Raw genomic sequence first — 16,612 nt, 5'->3', positions numbered from 1 at the left:
GTCATGTACAGGTAGAAGCGAGGTGCTCACTTTATGTTATTAAGCAGCAAAGAACTTACCAAAAGCTACGGTATCCATACCATCTTACATCTGATCTCGTTTGTGATCAATCAGAATGATCGCATCGGCATCGTCGGCCCCAATGGGGTCGGCAAATCCACGCTACTCCGACTGCTCATCGGCCAGGAAGAGATTGATAGCGGGACGATTACCTATGGACCGGGAGCAGAGTTTGGCTATCTGCCACAGACCACGCCGGACTTTTACGGCCAGAATATCCAGGATCTGATCCTGGAATCGGTCGGGAACCTCAAGCAGCTGGAAGAACAGATGCATAGCCTGGAAGCAGCCATGGCCAGTGCCGAGGATGAGCAGTTAGCCGCCATGATGGCGGAATACACCATCATCTCGACACGGTTTCAGGATCGCGGTGGCTATGATCTGGATCATAAGATCGACATGATTATGGATGGCCTGCGCCTGAGCTATCTGCCCCGCACTCGCGTGGTGGAGACGCTCTCAGGAGGAGAGAAGGAACGCGTAGGACTGGCCACCTTATTGCTGCGCTCACCCGACCTGCTGCTCCTGGATGAGCCCACCAATCATCTGGACTTCGCGACCATGGAATGGCTGGAACAGTATCTGGCTGCGTATCAGGGTGCGGTCGTGATGGTTTCACATGATCGACAATTCCTGAACAAAACTGTCAACGCCATCTTTGAGCTCGATGAACATAGCCATCAGCTCAAAGTCTATCACGGCAACTACGACGCCTATGTCGAAGCCAAACAGGCTGAACGCAAACGCTGGGAGGAAGAATATGAGCAGCAACAAGAAGAGATCCAGGAGTTGCGCAAAAAGGTGCGCGTCAGCGGCCGTCAGGTCGGACATAGCTATCGTGCGCCCAGGGACAACGATAAGTTCGCGCGCTACTTCTTCAATCAGAATGTCCAGAGCGCAGTCGCCCGCAATGTCCGCGCCGCCCAGGTGCAACTAGAGCGCATCGAGGCCGATCCGATTCCCAAACCACCGGAGTTGCTGGCGGTAAACTCACATTTTCAGACAGAGCAGATCCAATCCGACATCGTGATTAAACTGGACAAGGTCAGTAAACGCTTTAGTGAACGGCAGCTCTTCGAGCAACTCGACCTGACTCTGGGGGCACAATCACGCGTCCTGCTGACGGGTCCCAACGGAACGGGCAAGACGACGCTCCTGAAAATAATCATGGGCAAAATTGCACCTGATAGTGGGAATATCCAGCTCGTCGAGGGCGTCCGTATCGGCTATCTGGCCCAGGATCCCGAGTCACTGGATCTGGAGAAGACGGTGCTTGAGAACTATAAGTATGGACAGATCGGCTTTGAAGGCGAGCTGATGGGTCGGTTACTCGGGTATGGTCTGTTCCGCCTGGAAGATATGCAGAAAAAAGCCGGGCAACTCAGTATTGGACAACGCAGAAAGCTGGAGCTGGCCTGCCTGCTCGCGGCTCGACCCAATGTGCTCTTACTCGACGAGCCCACCAACTATATTAGCCTGAATGTGCTCGAAGCCTTTGAAAGCGCGATCCAGCAATTCGCAGGACCCGTTATCGTGATCTCCCACGATCGCTGGTTCATCCAGCGCTTCAGCGGCGAGGTCCTTGAACTATCCGCAACACCGTTGGCACAGTAAAACGCACATACGGTAATCCTTGTGACCACGCTCACGACTAGGCAGCGTCCTGATAGGGATGAGCGTGAACGTGGTCACAAGCACATAATTTCAGGAAGTTGAAGAAGAGGTTTGAATATTATCGTTATCAATGCGCATAGGGTTTATCAGTAACGGAAGGATCAGAGAGAAAGAGCTCCCTTTGCTGGGAATACTTTCGACCTTGATATGGCCGCCGTGGCGTTCGACGATCTGCTTGGAAATGTAGAGCCCCAGGCCAAAGCCAACACTGGAGCCGGTCTGGACTTCAATGCCAGGTACACGATAGAAGCGTTCAAAAATCAAGGGCAGCATTTCAGTGGGAATGCCGACACCAGAATCTTTAATGTTTAAGGAATATGTCTCCTCATGCTTCTCCAGGGTGACTTCGATCGGTGAGTTTGCTCCGGAATATTTGCGCGCGTTCGACAAAAGGTTGATTACTACCTGGCCCAGGCGCTCAACATCTACTTCGGCTTCAATCGGTTCCGCCGGGAGGTACACCTTGACAATTGGATGTGGATTCGTGCCAAAGACATATTCATCGACGAGCCGACGGGTCAAATCAACAACATCGCATTTCTGGCAATGCAGATCAAACATGCCCATCTCAATCGATGAGATATTCAGGAGATCATTTACCAGCACTTCCATACGACGAATCGAGTTTTCCATACTGACCAGACTGGGGACTTCAGGCGATTGGGAGCGAATCAAGCGGCGATGTAATAACTGGGTCATACCTTTTAAGCTGGACAGGGGGGTGCGCAATTCGTGAGAGGCCATGCTGATAAACTCATCTTTAACAGCATTGGCCTGGATCAGTTCTTTGGTGCGCTCTAACACCGTCATTTCCAGGGATCTGGCATGCTGCTCTAAGGCCTGCTGTTGCAAGACAACCTGCCGACGCAACTGCCGGGTCTGGGTCGCACGACGCAGGGCGGCCACAAAATACTCGCGATCAATCGGCTTCTGGATAAAATCATAGGCCCCGCCACGCAACGCCTGAATCGCGAGGCGATGATCACCATGGCCCGTAATCAATAAGGTTGGAATATCTGGCCGTAACTCTTGTATTTTTGACAGAAGCACCAGGCCATCCATGCCCGGCATCTTAATATCACTGACAATGGCATCATAATCATTGGCCTTAATCAGTTCCAAGGCATCCATAGCCGTGTCAGAGGTATCTACCTTTGCCCCAGGCATACGCAAATATAACGCCTGCGGTAACGCCTGTAACAGAGCTGTATCATCATCGACAATAAGAATATATGCTTCGGTCATACTGCACATCACTCACTTGCATCTACATGAAGAGGTAGTTGGATCAAGAACGTGGCCCCCTCGCCCGGACGATTTTCAACCAGAATAGTTCCCTGGTGCTCTTTAATGATACCGTAGGTAATAGATAAGCCCAGGCCTGTTCCGGCACCAACATCTTTGGTGGTAAAAAAAGGATCAAAGATGCGCTTCTCCAGCCCCTCAGGTATGCCGGGACCAGTATCACTCACATTGATCAACACCATCTGTTCCTCAAGTGTACAAACAATAGAGATCACTTTTTTGGATACATCATTTAAGGCATCACGCGCATTGGTTAACAGGTTAATAAAAACCTGCTCCAGTTGAATCGCATTCCCAAGGACAACCATATCTTGCACAGGAAAATGCATCTCGATCTCAATCTGGCGCAGCCGTAATTGCTCCTGCATCAACGAGATGGAACTCTCGATAACTTCGGTCAAGACCACTGGTTCGCGGCTCACCGAAGCGGCTCGTCCAAAGGTACGCAGGTGTGAGATGATCTCAGTGGCCTTACGCACCTGCTGCATAGCATTATACAGTTCCTGCATAATCCGTTCAGGATCTGTATCCGCCATGCCCAGTTCAATCAGATCGATGGCATTGCCAATAAACAAGCCGATATTATTTAAAGGATTATTTAACTCATGGGCCACACCGGTTGTCAGTTCACCCAATGTTGCCAGCTTGCCAGCCTGCACCAGTTGTTCCTGCTTCTCACGCAACTCAAGTTCGCGCCGCTGCACCTCCTCCGAGGTCTCTTTCAGATCGCTCATAATATGGATCATCGCTTTGCGGCTATTCTCCAGACGCAGATTCGACTGATGCGCATCCTGTAAGATATGCATCAGTGCGCGTCGAGAATTATCCAGGCGTTCCGTCTGTTTAGCCAGGCGGCTGCGATCATGCTCATAATCGGCCAGGATATGAATCATCGCCTTCCGTTGATCATTTAATTTATGATTGACAGTATGCAGATCCCCAAGGATATGCATAAAGGCACGGCGGCGCTCCTCGCTCTTCACGATCCAGCGTTCAAGCGAAGCGTTTTTCTCCAGAAGGTGGTGGTGAGCCTCGCGCAATTGCTCAAGGTTCATCTCACGATAGTCAGCAGGAACACGAGGAAGTGGAAGCGTTACGTCCATTTACTCTGGCCCTTTGGCTTTTCCTGCTCACGCCTCAGATTCTCAATCTCTTTTTCCAGAGCAATCATCTTCAATTCACGGCCAACCACCACCTCTTCAAACTTCTCCAGGTCTAAAATCTTCTCCTGCAACTCGGACTTTGATTCCTGCAAGTCCTGCAAGATTTTCTCGTAGGCACGCATATCACGCAGGATACCAATCGCACCAATCGCCTTACCATCGGAATCACGCAGGGCCGAAGCATTCAGCGTCGTGGGAATGACCTCACCAGAGGCGGAACGGGGATTCAGGCGGGCATTGCGGGTCGTGCCACGCTCAATAACTTCTTTGAGGGCTGCTAGAAACTCACGCGTCTCCTCGGCACTGATAAAGCGAGACAGCGACTGCTCCAGGACCTCATCAGGCCGGAAGCCAAGCAACTCATAGACCGCGTCATTAGCCTGGAGAATTTTACCTTCCAGGTCCGACACAAAGATCGGGTCCGGCGCATTCTTAATCAAGCTATCCGCTAGCGCGCGCGCCTTATCCAGCTCACGCATATCGCGCAGGATACCAATCGCACCAATCGCCTACCATCAGGATCACGCAGAGCAAGCATTCAGCGTCTCGGATCACTTCATTGGAGGCGGAACGGGACAGGCGAGCAGCGGGCGCGCACGCTCAATAACCTCTTGAGGGTGCAGAAACTCACGCTCCTCGGATAATAAAGCGGACAGCGACTGTCCAGGACTTCGTCAGTACGGAAACCGAGCAACTCATAGACCGCATCATTGGCCGACAGAATTACCTTCCAGTCCGACACAAAATCGGTCCGCGCATCTTAATCAAGCTATCCGCCAACGCACGCGCCTTGTCCAGTTCACGCATATCGCGCAGATACCAATCGCACCAATCACCTTACCATCGGTATCACGCAGAGCCGAAGCATTCAAGGTCGTGGGGATCACTTCACCAGAAGCGCTCTGTGGATTTGAGCCGCGCATTACGAGTGACACCACGCTCAATAACCTCGCGCAGGGGCCGCGCGTGAACTCACGCGTCTCCTCGGCACTAATAAAGCGGGACAGCGACTGTTCCAGGACCTCATCATTACGGAAGCCAAGCAACTCATAGACCGCATCATTGGCCGACAGGATCTTCCCTTCCAGGTCTGAAATAAAAATTGGATCTGGTGCATTCTTAATAATAATATCAGCATCGAGAGAACCAAGTGATTTGCTACCTGGCTGTTGTGAGGTCGTAGCTGACGGAGCAACCTTATCAAGCACGAGAATCTACCTCCGCTCTATAACTAATGCCTTGTCTCAACGAGCCACGCCAAATCCCAAAGCTCTGCCGTAGCTGTATAGATAGATAATTCAACCTCTTCCATCATTTCCACGGGAAAGAGATATTGGAAAGTATAACAGAACTTTTTCCTAAAGCGCAAGAGTGTTTCCATGTCCCTGACGACCCTCCACAAGCTCATCAACCCACAGAATCAGAGAACATTTATCTGTATTATAATCAAGAATTTGCCAGATCACTCTCCCCTGTACCCAAATTGGCCCATAGCGTAGTACCATCGATTTCAACCATTCGGTATCAGTCCAACGGATCAGTCCGAATAACAACCCTTCATAATCATCATACCCAAACCGCACGCCAGAAAGGAAAATCTAGCCATCAGCAGCATGAACACACCTCCCTACCAGCTGACTCGACCCGAAATTTATTTTCACGTCCACGAAAATCAACACAGCAAGCCACATGTAAAAGATAGGCATTAAATGAGACTATACGAAAAATATTGAGTGCAGACAGACCAAACATGACGAGCAGAGGAAAAGAGCCACAAAAAACTATTGACTTCCGCATATAGATGCGGTATTATACATCACATCAAGAACAGGCCGGTGTGGCGGAACGGTATACGCGCTTGTCTCAAAAACAAGTCCCGCAAGGGTTGAGGGTTCGAATCTCTCCACCGGCATAAACACTCTTCTGGAGTCCACCGAGATCTCTCCGTGCTCACTTTCCTTCCAAATTTCTACTGGTTTCTACAAAAATCTTTGGTCGTCTCTCGGTTTTCCTGTCAACTTTCCTGCCAGAATTTATCGCAGAGACGCACGTAAATTAAGGAAAGAAAGTAGCCCACTATCAGCTAGCAGACAAGAAAACAGCCCATAACGAGAAAAAGCTCTTTTCGTTATGGGCTGCTTTCTACATATGACCAATTTATAACAGACAAAGAAATGGCGACATCTTCAGGCAGTATGATAGAGCCGGATAAAATTTGTATTTACACGTAAAGCCCAGGGCCAGCTTTATAACTCAGGCAAAATACAATCCATATGATAAACTGTCATAATGGATAAAGCTGATCATATATTCAGTATTGTTGTACCTGCGAGCCTGGATGACAGGTTGAGCCGTAAGCACTTTCAGGGATCGGCAGTTTTTTTAAGCCAGAGCACATTTTATGGGCAATAGCGACCTTTCAGCGATGCTCTCTTTTTCTTTTTTTCTCTCATCCAACGGCTCTGGGGACAGACTGGGGATTTCTCCCGATTATCTCCTCATAACGTATCTCCCCTCCTTTCGTTATAGGAGGGAGGAGCAAGTTCCTCTCCAAGGTATCCCCCGATCGGGAAAGGCTGGTGACACCACGTGAACGTGGCAAAAGCCAGGTTGGAACTGACAGCCGTGCTCGTGACGAAAGCGGTTTGACACGACGGCCTGTCTACGTGAAACGAAAGGAACCAACGATGAAAAAGCTACACATTCGACGTTGTTCGTCGAAAGAGTTACCGCGCCTCTCGCCTTATGCTCCAACGTAGTTGTATCATAGGTAGTTGTATCATAGGTAGCAAAGACTTTTAGTGTTTTGGAAAAGCAGATGATCCAGGCAGTTCAGGACATAGGCTGGCAGGGGATCATCTGCCTCCGCTTTGACGCTGAAGAGAAAGTTTGTAAGGAAGAAAGCATGCCTTTTACCAAACCGTGTTTTAAACGATTTCTCCATGTCAAACACCCTGGTGCACAGCCTGCATCCTCCTCCCATTCCCAGCAAACGATCAGTGTTCACTATGGGCGGGAACGCGGAGTCATACTCGAAGAGATCGATGAAGCACAACTGCTGTTGCTTTCGCAACTCGATGGTCGGCACTCGTTTGAGGACATTGTCAGCACACTGCAACAGCAGCACCCCCAGGTGACTGCCGAAGAGGTGAGTGAAGCGCTGGATGAACTGCTCCACTTTGGCTTGATAGAGGACGCTGCCGTTGAGCCGCCTGCCACTCTGCTCCCATCCGATCTGGAGCGCTATGACAGTCAGATCCACTTTCTCTCTCTGCTCGATGCCAGCGGAACCCAGAAATATGTGTTTCAAGCCAGGCTCAAGCAGGCGCGTGTCGCCGTGATTGGCCTGGGCGGATTGGGCAGTAATGTGCTTCTGGGCCTGGCTGCCATCGGAGTCGGCTCCTTACGCGGCGTGGATGGCGATCAGGTCGAACTGGGAAACCTCAATCGCCAGGTACTCTATGAGGTCAACGATCTGGGAAAACCGAAGACGCTCGCTGCAGCAGAGCAGCTCGCCCGCTTCAATCCCAACGTGCAGTTCGAGCCGGTTCAGCAGACCATCACGAGCTCGCAGCAGCTCGGTGCGTTGATCGAGGGGGTGGATCTGGTCGTCTTCTGCGCCGATCAGCCTCGTGAGATCACGAAGTGGATGAATCAGGCTGCTTTCCAGAGAGAGATCCCATTCATCATTGGTGGGTATCATGGGGCCGGGGCTGAAGTCGGCCCATTTGTGGTTCCCTTTCAAACGGCCTGCCTGGCATGTGCATACACCAGCCTCGATCCAGATGAGGGGACCATTGCGGAACTGGCCTGGATCGAGCAGGCGGCATGGCTGCGTCATCCCAATATCCATTTTGTCACTGCGCTCTCGGCCCACCTAATCTGCGCTGAGGTCTGCAAGTATCTGCTGGGCAACTCCGCGCCAGCAACCTACAACCACCGCTATCTGCTCGATCTGCAACAGTTTACCCTGACAGCGAGCGCATTGACACGCGCTTCCAACTGTCCCCAGTGCGCAAACAGGAGTTCCTCCAATTCCTAGACGGTATCGATTCGTTGGACAAAAAAACGAGCATCAGCTACCATCTGCCAGGCGTGACTGACTGATGCATCAGTACAGAACATTCGAGGAGGCCCAAACCCATGAGTAATAAAAGGATTCGCAGTTTATGCAAGGAACCCCCATAAATACAGGCAATCTCAATCTAACGCCGGGAGAGTCACAGCTAGATAGCGCGCCAGCATTCATACCGCCCGCGCGGCCACAGAAACAGGTCACGGCGACCCTATCCTTTCTTTCGGCCTGCATCGCGTTGTTGATGACCGGCTTCGGCATTATTATACCGGTCTACCCTCAGCGCTTGCAGGCACTGGGATTGGGCGCGGAGACGCTGGCGTTAATGGAGGGGGGCTTTGGACTTGGCATGTTTCTTTTTAGCACGCCAATGGGAACCCTGGCCTGGCGCATCGGTCGTAAGCCAGTGGTCTTGCTGTCATTATCCGGCTTTGTCCTTACCAATGTCTTTCTGGCCTTTGTCAACCTGCCACCTCTCTTTATTGTGGTGCGCTTCGTAGAAGGGGCGCTCGCCGCCGGCTTCATGCCCGCGTCAATGGCTATGGTTGGCGATATCCTGCCGGTAAAACGCCAGGGACGCTGGATTGGTATTATGACGACCGCCCAGGCCGCTGGTATCGCCCTTGGTCCTGGCATTGGAGGCTTCCTCTACCAGGCCTGGGGCTTTACTACCCCATTCTTGCTGACGTCTGGCCTGGCTCTGATTGCCTCGCTCCTGGCCCTGGTTATGCTGCCCGAAACATTGCCCCTGGTGGTGCGCGCCAGCATTCTTACCCAACAGAAGAGCAGTCAGAACCAGGAAAAGACTGCGGCGAGTACTGGCACCCAGAGCGTGCGAAAGTTACTGTGGCTCTTCGCTGCCTTTGTACTGATAGACTTTGGTATCACGTTTACCTATCCGTTCACACTGCCTCAGTATCCCTTCTTTTTCGAGAAGGTACTCCATTATAACGCGGCTCAGTATGGCTTGATCATTAGCATGTATGGCCTGTCGCTGGCTGTCTTCCCTCTGCTGCTGGGACGCCTCAGCGAACTTTTGCCGAAGAAGACGCTCATCGTTCTGGGATGCGTCCTTGAATCTGCGCTAAACCTGGGCATGCTCTTCTTGCATCAGTATGCGCTCTTGATCGCCGCCGCGGTGATTACTGGATTGGGAATCGCACTGCTGGCTCCAGCGCTGGGTACAGCCTACCTGAGCGCGACGACGGATCAGAATCGCTCACAGGTGATGGGTATCCGTGGATCAGCACTGTCGCTGGCAGTCTTGCTCGCGCCGCTCACCCAGGCGGCGGTAAGTCACTGGATTACGCCGCAGATTTCATTCGCCATCGGTGGCGTTCTGGCGCTCTTTATCGCTCTCTTCGCCGCCATCACGCTCAAGAAACATGTGATAAGAGCGTTTTTGGTAGGAACGCTCGAAACCTTCTCTGATTAGCGGCACTTCCCGGCTGGCAAGACCATCTGAGACAGCAGGGTGTTTGGGCGTCCCCCCGTTTGGGCCTGAGACGACATGAAAGAAGGAAATCCCTCCAGAACGAGCACTTCCTCCGTACCTGGCTCAGGTATGGACGTTTCCCGCAGCGTCAGAACCTGCGTGGGTTCTCCATACTGATCAAATTGAATCGCTTTCATCTTTCCATTCTCCTTTTTCAGGAATATACCGTCTTCGCGTCCTCCATCAGCTCACCGTGAGATCGTCAAACCACAAACTCGCGAAGAAGGTTCTCGATGTGCGAATTTTTTTGCAACACTAGCAGGTAGCAATCAGTATATCATTTCGAAGTGCGAAGGTGGACGACCTGGATCTGTCGCAGGCCACGAATGGCATTGCAGATATAGACCTTTTCCGCTGTCAGGAGATCGTCCAGGGAGAGAATGGCCTCCTGTGCGTTGGAATGCTCCTCCAAGATGCACTGGCGCGCAATCCCTGGAAGCAAGCCGCAGGCTACTGGCGGGGTAAGCAACTTGCCATCACGCTCAATAAAGATGTTGCTTATCGCGCCCTCAGTCACTGCGCCTCGCTCGTTGAGAAACAGGATATCGGCGTACCCATGCTGCCGTGCGAACTGGAAAGCACGCTCATAGAGGGGCCGCTGCGTGGTTTTATGGAAATACATGCGATCCTGTGAATTGATCCGTTCGGCGCTAACGATGACCCTCAATGGCTCTTCCTGCAGCTTCGGAACCTGCACACTCTCGCAGGTAACCCTGCCGTCGCGCTCTAACTGTACGCGTACTTTGTAGATACGACCCGGCGTCATCTCGCGGCACTGCCGGTGTAAGAGCACCTGGATACGCTCCTCGTCCCAGCGATAACCGAAATAGCAAGCCGAGGCCTGCATACGCTTGAGGTGCTTCTCCTGGTGATGATAACCATCATTCCAGAGGATGGCCTCTAAAATGGCAAACTCTTGCGCTCGCGTAGTCAAGAAGCGGGCCTTGACCGCACATTCAGCAGCCTCTTCAGCAGCCCGCGAGTCGTAGACGATGCCACTACCAATGCCCATAATGCCCTGCCCACACTCAAGCTCAATGGTGCGAATCGCCACGTTAAATATAGCCTGCTGTGGTTTTTGTGCTGTTGGAGGCGCGATGTAGCCAATGGACCCGGTGTAGACGCCCCGTGGCGTCTCCTCCAACTGGCCAATAATCTCCATAGCTTTGAGCTTGGGCGCACCCGTCACCGAGCCACACGGGAAGAGACTGGAAAAGAGCTGCGCCAGGCTGACCCCACGCTCCAGCTCGCCCGTAACGGTCGAGGTCATTTGCAGAACAGTCTCATAGGTTTCGACCTGTAGCAGGTGCGGAACGGTGACCGAACCAATCTTGCACACACGCCCCAGGTCATTGCGTAAGAGATCCGTAATCATGATATTCTCTGCTCGGTTCTTGGTATCGCCGCGTAGCCAGGTAGCCTGCTGCTCGTCTTCCAGCAGCGTACGCCCCCGTGGAGCTGTGCCCTTCATGGGGCGGGTTGTCACATGTTGCCCATCCAGGCGGAAAAATAGCTCTGGCGAAAAGCTCAAAACAGTCCTCTCACCGGTGCGAATATAGGCGCTGTAGAGCGTACGCTGGGCATGGCGCAGACGCGCATATAGAGCCAGCGGCGAGCCCCCAAAGCGAAAATGCGTCCGTCCAGTCAGATTGATCTGGTAGACATCTCCGGCGCGAATGTGTTCACGAACCCGCTCAACTTTTTGGCGATACGTCTCCTCATCGAGATCGAAACGCACATCCTGAGCTTCACAGTCCATCTCATCCTGGTGAGTCAGGGCGTAGGCCTGCCAACCCGCCTGTCGGATAGCAGTATTGACGCGATAGGGATGGCGGTAAACCCCAAACCAGGCGAGAGGCGCGTGCTCATCTCTATAGTCGTGCCTGCACAGTTTCTCTAGTTTCTCTAGTTTCTCTAAAAAATAGCCGCATTCATAGGCGAAATAACCGGCGAGGTAATAGCCCTCCTGGATATATCTCTGCATGGTCTCAAGCAATGGAAGAAACTCGCTTGCCTGATAAATTTGTAGCGTATGTATGGGGTCGATGAAGAGATAATCCCACCCATCTCCCTGTCCTCCCAGGGTATTCTCCAGTAGAACGAGGGGGTCCTGTGTTTGTAATAGCTGGACAAAGTCTGTCGCCGATTGGATAGAAAACATGTAGTTACCTCACTCTTGCTCCTCAGGGCTGGAGCGCGAATTCCGAATGTGCGTACAGCATGGTATAGCAAATAACCTGGAGCTGTCAAATCGAGCGCCCGACATTTTCGCCCCCATATGCACCAACGTAAGGATCGATGGATCAGTTTAAACCAGGGAAGGGGAACAGTGGTGGGTACTCTCTCAACTAGAGTATCCGCCGCTGCTGCTTTGTGGTAAAGATATAATCCCATGTCTGGAAAGCCCTGAGTGACGCTAAATCATAGTGGTTAATATGAATTTATCGTTGTGCAATAGATAAAGAGTCTTATGACGAATCGTTTCCTGCTGCTCCCGGTTAATTCGATTTGCCAGCGACGGCATGCGCAAACATGATTCGCCAAGCTTTATAAAACACCTTCATAAATTGAGCTTAACGGCAGTTCTAAGTCCAGTTGGTCCAGTTCAATCATTTGATCTCCCTGGAAACGCTCCTGTACCCAACCAGTTGATCTGCTATACACTTCAACATGCTTTTCATCCTGGCTCACAAGCATATAAACTTCTAATGTGGGAGAATGTTGATAGCGAGCGAACTTCTCAACTCGATCATAAGCTTCTGTACTGGGGAAAGAACTTCGATCGCAATCAGTGGGGAACGAATTTTGAAGGGTCGCATGCGTTTTTCTTTATCTCGATCACCAATATCGCAGGTGACAACAACATCAGGAACCACCGACGGCTGACCAGGAATAAACACGTACAGCGCTCGATAGACACGACACGGCCCGCTTCTTTCCAGTTGCTCTTTCAGCAGGTATTCAAGGTTGGAGCTAATATCAGCATGCTCTGGAGAGGATCCGGTCATATCATACATGAACCCATCAATAAATTCATACCGATACGGACCTTCAAGGCTGATCAGCTGCTCAAAACCTTCTTCCGTCACAGGAACACCATGCTGTGGATTTATTGCCACCACCATAGCTCCTTTCCATTCACGCCATCTATCACAACGCCCAAAGTATAACATAGTATAGATACTTCTTTTTGGCTCCATTCAAATACATCACGTTTATCCTTTACAAAGATATAGCTGCATATTATTATAGAAGAGATACATATGGTCCAGGGATAATAAGTGCACTAATAATATATATTTCTATTTAGCAAGGAAGTCTCTCTGATGATAACAAAAGTGAATGTTCAGCAAATCAAAAAACAGTTGGTGGCTGGTAATCTAAAAAATCTTTTTTTTGAAGAATTAGGCTGGAACCGTTTGAAGGGGTCTGCCCTTTCTATTCCTTATAAGGGACGAGATTATATTTTTGAGCCCCTGGCGGAAAAAGGTGGCTTTAAGGTCTATACTTGCACATTTACTGATGGTCCAATTGCTGAAGATACGGTACTCAAGCAACTTGATCGCTTATTAGAACCATATGCCCACGAGAAAATCGTTATTTTTCTGGATGCCAACCATACAAATCAAGTCTGGTTATGGGTTAAACGCGAGGCTGGCAAACCAGCGGCGGCGCGTATTAACAAACTTTATCAAGGACAGAGCGCTGAACTCCTGAGCCAGAAACTCGCAAAGATCGCCTTTGGGATCGAGGAAGAGGATAATGTCGATGTTATTGGCACCTATGGGCGCATCAAGAGCGGCTTTGATGTCGATAAGGTCACCACAAAATTCTATGAGCGCTTCAAGAAAGAGCATAGCAGTTTTCTTGGTCACATCCAGGGTATTCCTGATGATGAGGAGCACAAAGAAGATCGTGAATGGTATGCCTCGCTAATGCTCAACCGCTTGATGTTCGTGTACTTTATCCAGAAAAAAGGACTGTTAGATAACACGAGTAAGCATCACCTGGATGGCGACAAAGATTACTTACAGAAGCGCATGCAGCTGACCCAATCCCTTAAAGGCAATGATGTCTTCTACACCTTCTATCGCTATTTCTTGCGTCGTCTCTTTCATGAGGGTCTGAATAAGCCAGAACTCGATCGTGAGCCTGAATTAGAACAGCTTATTGGTAATATCCCCTATATCAATGGCGGTCTCTTTGATGTGCATATGCTGGAGCATAAATATACTGACCTTCAGATTGTCGATGAGGCCTTCGAAAAGCTCTTCTCCTTCTTTGAAGACTTTGACTGGTATCTGGATGATCGGCCGGCTCGCAAAGGCAATGAGATTAATCCTGATGTGCTGGGCTATATTTTTGAGAAGTATATCAACCAGAAGCAGATGGGCGCTTATTACACTAAGGAAGATATCACCGAATACATCAGCAAAAACACGATCATCCCCTTCCTGTTTGAAAAAGCTGCCGAGCAATGTCCGATTGCCTTCACCCCTGATGGCCCGGTCTGGTCCCTTTTACGCGATAATCCAGACGACTATATCTATGAAGCGGTCTCGCGGGGTGCAAATGAACCACTGCCAGCAGAGATCGAAGCAGGCGTTCATGATATTTCCCAACGCACGCTATGGAATAAGGTCGCTCCAGAAACCCATGCTCTTCCAACGGAGATCTGGCGTGAAGTGGTTGCCCGCCGTCAGCGCTATGAAGATGTGCGTATGAAAATGGCTTCAGGGGATATCACCTCGATCAACGATCTGATTACCTATAATCTGGATATAACCAGGTTCGCGCAAGACGTGATTACCTATTGTGAAGGAACAGACTTACTGCAGGCTTTTTATAATGCCATTGAGAAAGTCACGGTACTTGATCCAACCTGCGGCTCTGGCGCATTCCTCTTTGCCGCCCTCAACATCCTCAAGCCACTCTATGAAGCCTGCTTAAAACGCATGCGCACATTGGTTACCGAGCGCGAAAGCCTGGACGCTGCTTTGCCAGCTTCCCAGCGTAAAATATACAACCGCATAGACAGATTCCGTACTATCCTTGCTCGTGTTGATCAGCACCACAGTCAGCAATATTTCATCCTGAAATCAATCGTCATTAATAATCTCTATGGCGTTGACATCATGGATGAAGCCGTAGAGATCTGTAAATTACGCCTCTTCCTCAAGCTAGTCGCCCAAATCGAAAAGCCTGACGAGCTAGAACCCCTACCAGACATCGATTTCAACGTAATGGCTGGCAACACGCTGATCGGTTATACTAACCTGGAAGATGTAAGACGTATCATAGGCCAAAACGTTTTCGCTGGCTCAGAATTAGGTGCATCACTTGCCAGTATAGAAGAGCAAGCCAAAGATATCGAGAGAAGTGAAAAACACTTCCGTAGCCTAGCCTCCAGACGGATTACAAAATAAAATCCCTACAAGAACATAAACAATTGCTACGCAATAAACTCAAGAAACTTAGAGCAGATCTCAATCCTTATCTCGCATATGAGTATGGTATTGACCACCACAACATGCCCCAGGAAGATAATTATAAGAAGAGCTATGAAAAATGGCTTAAAACTCACCAACCATTTCACTGGTGGATCGAATTCTATGAAATAATGGATAATGGTGGATTTGATGTGATTATTGGAAATCCACCATATATAGAGTATAGTAAGGTTCGTCAAGAGTATATGCTTTATGGATATCAAACAGAGTCATGCGGAAACTTATATGCTTTTGTTATGGAGCGTTCTATCCTACTATTGAAAAAAATAGGGCGACAAGGGTTTATTGTGCCTATCAGTTTAGTTTGTACTCAGAGAATGAGTATTTTACAAAATAAGATTATACATTCAGTTGCGATGAGTTGGCATAGTATATATGCCGAAAGGCCTTCGAAATTATTTTCAGGGGCCGAAGTACTCCTCACCATATCATTGACTGCAAAAGGAACTGTTAATAATGGGAAACATTGGATAACCGGCTTACGAAAGTGGAGTGCATCAGAAAGAACAATATTATTTAATAATACTACTTATCAATGCATGTCCAAACCCTTACGTTCTTACACTTTACCCAAACTAAGCTCGAATCTAGAACATTCTATAATAGAAAAAATGTTCACTTCGAAAGGCATCCTTGGACGTTCACTACAAGCTAAAACTCTAATTAAGTTATTTTATCGAATAGGAGGAGGACGTTACTGGAAAATTTTTACAACATTCCAACCTCGCTTTGTAGTAAATGGACAGGAAGGGGTATCTAGTCGGGAGAGTTATCTATATTTTAACACAGAAATAGAAAGAGATATTGCAGTTAGTGTATTAAGCAGCACACTCTTTTATTGGTATTTTATCATAACAACAAATGGAAGGGATTTAAATCCTTCGGATCTGAGAGAATTTCCGCTATCAATTTCAAATTTACGGGAAGACCATCACAAATTATTAACAAATCTTGCGTCAAAACTGATGCAAGATTATAAATTCCACAAAACTGAGAAAGACAAAGTTTCTAAACTCACAGGAAAAATAACATATGAAGAATTTTATCCGCGCCATTCCAAATCAATCATCGACGAGATAGACTATGTGCTTGGCCAGCACTACGGTTTTACAGATGAAGAGATCGATTTCATTGTCAACTATGACATCAAGTATCGTATGGGCCGTGATGCTAACGACGAGAGAGAAGAATAGATGCCACGTATTTTTGATAATATTGAACAATCATTACTCGGTGCACTGCAAGATACGCTGAAGATATCTGAGCGGGCTGATTTCTGTGTGGGCTATTTTAATCTGCGTGGTTGGCGCCATATTGACCAGCTGATGGA

At 49.4% G+C, this 16,612-nt stretch carries 11 protein-coding genes, 1 tRNA gene and 1 pseudogene; 6 read left to right on the top strand and 7 right to left on the bottom strand.

Annotated features, from left to right (window positions below; translation table 11 throughout):
* Positions 1-33 precede the first annotated feature (33 nt).
* Positions 34-1,674, top strand: a complete 1,641-nt coding sequence (gene abc-f / locus KDW_RS29860) for a ribosomal protection-like ABC-F family protein (protein ID WP_151759549.1) — start codon at positions 34-36, stop codon at positions 1,672-1,674.
* Between the two features lie 90 nt (positions 1,675-1,764).
* Here the strand turns inward: abc-f and KDW_RS29855 are convergent, their stop codons facing one another.
* The 4 genes from KDW_RS29855 to KDW_RS34620 form a co-directional block, all read right to left on the bottom strand.
* Positions 1,765-2,979 (bottom strand): hybrid sensor histidine kinase/response regulator, encoded by a 1,215-nt coding sequence (locus tag KDW_RS29855; protein ID WP_151759548.1) that lies wholly within the window; start codon positions 2,977-2,979, stop codon positions 1,765-1,767.
* An 8-nt stretch (positions 2,980-2,987) separates the two neighbouring features.
* Complete coding sequence (locus KDW_RS29850) at positions 2,988-4,142, bottom strand: sensor histidine kinase (RefSeq protein WP_151759547.1); 1,155 nt, start codon at positions 4,140-4,142, stop codon at positions 2,988-2,990.
* Positions 4,133-4,681 (bottom strand): PAS domain-containing protein, encoded by a 549-nt coding sequence (locus KDW_RS34625; RefSeq protein WP_233098031.1) that lies wholly within the window; start codon positions 4,679-4,681, stop codon positions 4,133-4,135. The genes KDW_RS29850 and KDW_RS34625 overlap by 10 nt, the downstream gene beginning before the upstream one ends.
* Positions 4,682-4,966: 285 nt before the next feature.
* Complete coding sequence (locus tag KDW_RS34620; RefSeq protein WP_233098030.1) at positions 4,967-5,410, bottom strand: PAS domain-containing protein; 444 nt, start codon at positions 5,408-5,410, stop codon at positions 4,967-4,969.
* Between the two features lie 623 nt (positions 5,411-6,033).
* Here KDW_RS34620 and KDW_RS29840 point away from each other — a divergent pair.
* From KDW_RS29840 to KDW_RS29830, 3 genes are all read left to right on the top strand, one after another.
* Positions 6,034-6,114, top strand: a tRNA-Leu gene (locus KDW_RS29840).
* A gap of 993 nt (positions 6,115-7,107) precedes the next feature.
* On the top strand, positions 7,108-8,244 hold the full coding sequence (locus KDW_RS29835; RefSeq protein ID WP_162005746.1) for a TOMM precursor leader peptide-binding protein: 1,137 nt from the start codon (positions 7,108-7,110) through the stop codon (positions 8,242-8,244).
* A gap of 127 nt (positions 8,245-8,371) precedes the next feature.
* Positions 8,372-9,712 carry an MFS transporter gene (locus KDW_RS29830; protein ID WP_151759545.1) on the top strand — a complete coding sequence of 447 codons (1,341 nt, stop codon included), beginning with the start codon at positions 8,372-8,374 and terminating at the stop codon, positions 9,710-9,712.
* On the opposite strand, the gene KDW_RS29825 is transcribed toward KDW_RS29830, so the two are convergent.
* The 3 genes and pseudogenes from KDW_RS29825 to KDW_RS34615 all read right to left on the bottom strand — a co-directional run bounded on the left by KDW_RS29825 (position 9,709) and on the right by KDW_RS34615 (position 12,789).
* The gene (locus tag KDW_RS29825) at positions 9,709-9,909 is read right to left on the bottom strand and encodes a hypothetical protein (protein ID WP_151759544.1); all 201 of its coding nucleotides are present in this window, start codon (positions 9,907-9,909) and stop codon (positions 9,709-9,711) included. The genes KDW_RS29830 and KDW_RS29825 overlap by 4 nt on opposite strands.
* Before the next feature lie 140 nt (positions 9,910-10,049).
* On the bottom strand, positions 10,050-11,933 hold the full coding sequence (gene pabB / locus KDW_RS29820) for an aminodeoxychorismate synthase component I (protein WP_151759543.1): 1,884 nt from the start codon (positions 11,931-11,933) through the stop codon (positions 10,050-10,052).
* Positions 11,934-12,319: 386 nt separating this feature from the next.
* Positions 12,320-12,789, bottom strand: a pseudogene (locus tag KDW_RS34615) (Uma2 family endonuclease).
* A gap of 309 nt (positions 12,790-13,098) precedes the next feature.
* Here KDW_RS34615 and KDW_RS33410 point away from each other — a divergent pair.
* Both KDW_RS33410 and KDW_RS33405 read left to right on the top strand, forming a co-directional pair.
* Positions 13,099-15,198 (top strand): DNA methyltransferase, encoded by a 2,100-nt coding sequence (locus tag KDW_RS33410; RefSeq protein WP_198925712.1) that lies wholly within the window; start codon positions 13,099-13,101, stop codon positions 15,196-15,198.
* 23 nt (positions 15,199-15,221) lie between these two features.
* Positions 15,222-16,475, top strand: a complete 1,254-nt coding sequence (locus KDW_RS33405) for an Eco57I restriction-modification methylase domain-containing protein (RefSeq protein ID WP_198925710.1) — start codon at positions 15,222-15,224, stop codon at positions 16,473-16,475.
* Positions 16,476-16,612 lie beyond the last annotated feature (137 nt).

It is taken from the genome of Dictyobacter vulcani (genome assembly GCF_008974265.1).
GTDB lineage: Bacteria > Chloroflexota > Ktedonobacteria > Ktedonobacterales > Ktedonobacteraceae > Dictyobacter > Dictyobacter vulcani.
The sequence above is the reverse complement of the archived record's forward strand: the minus strand, read 5'-3'. Positions and strand labels throughout refer to the sequence as shown.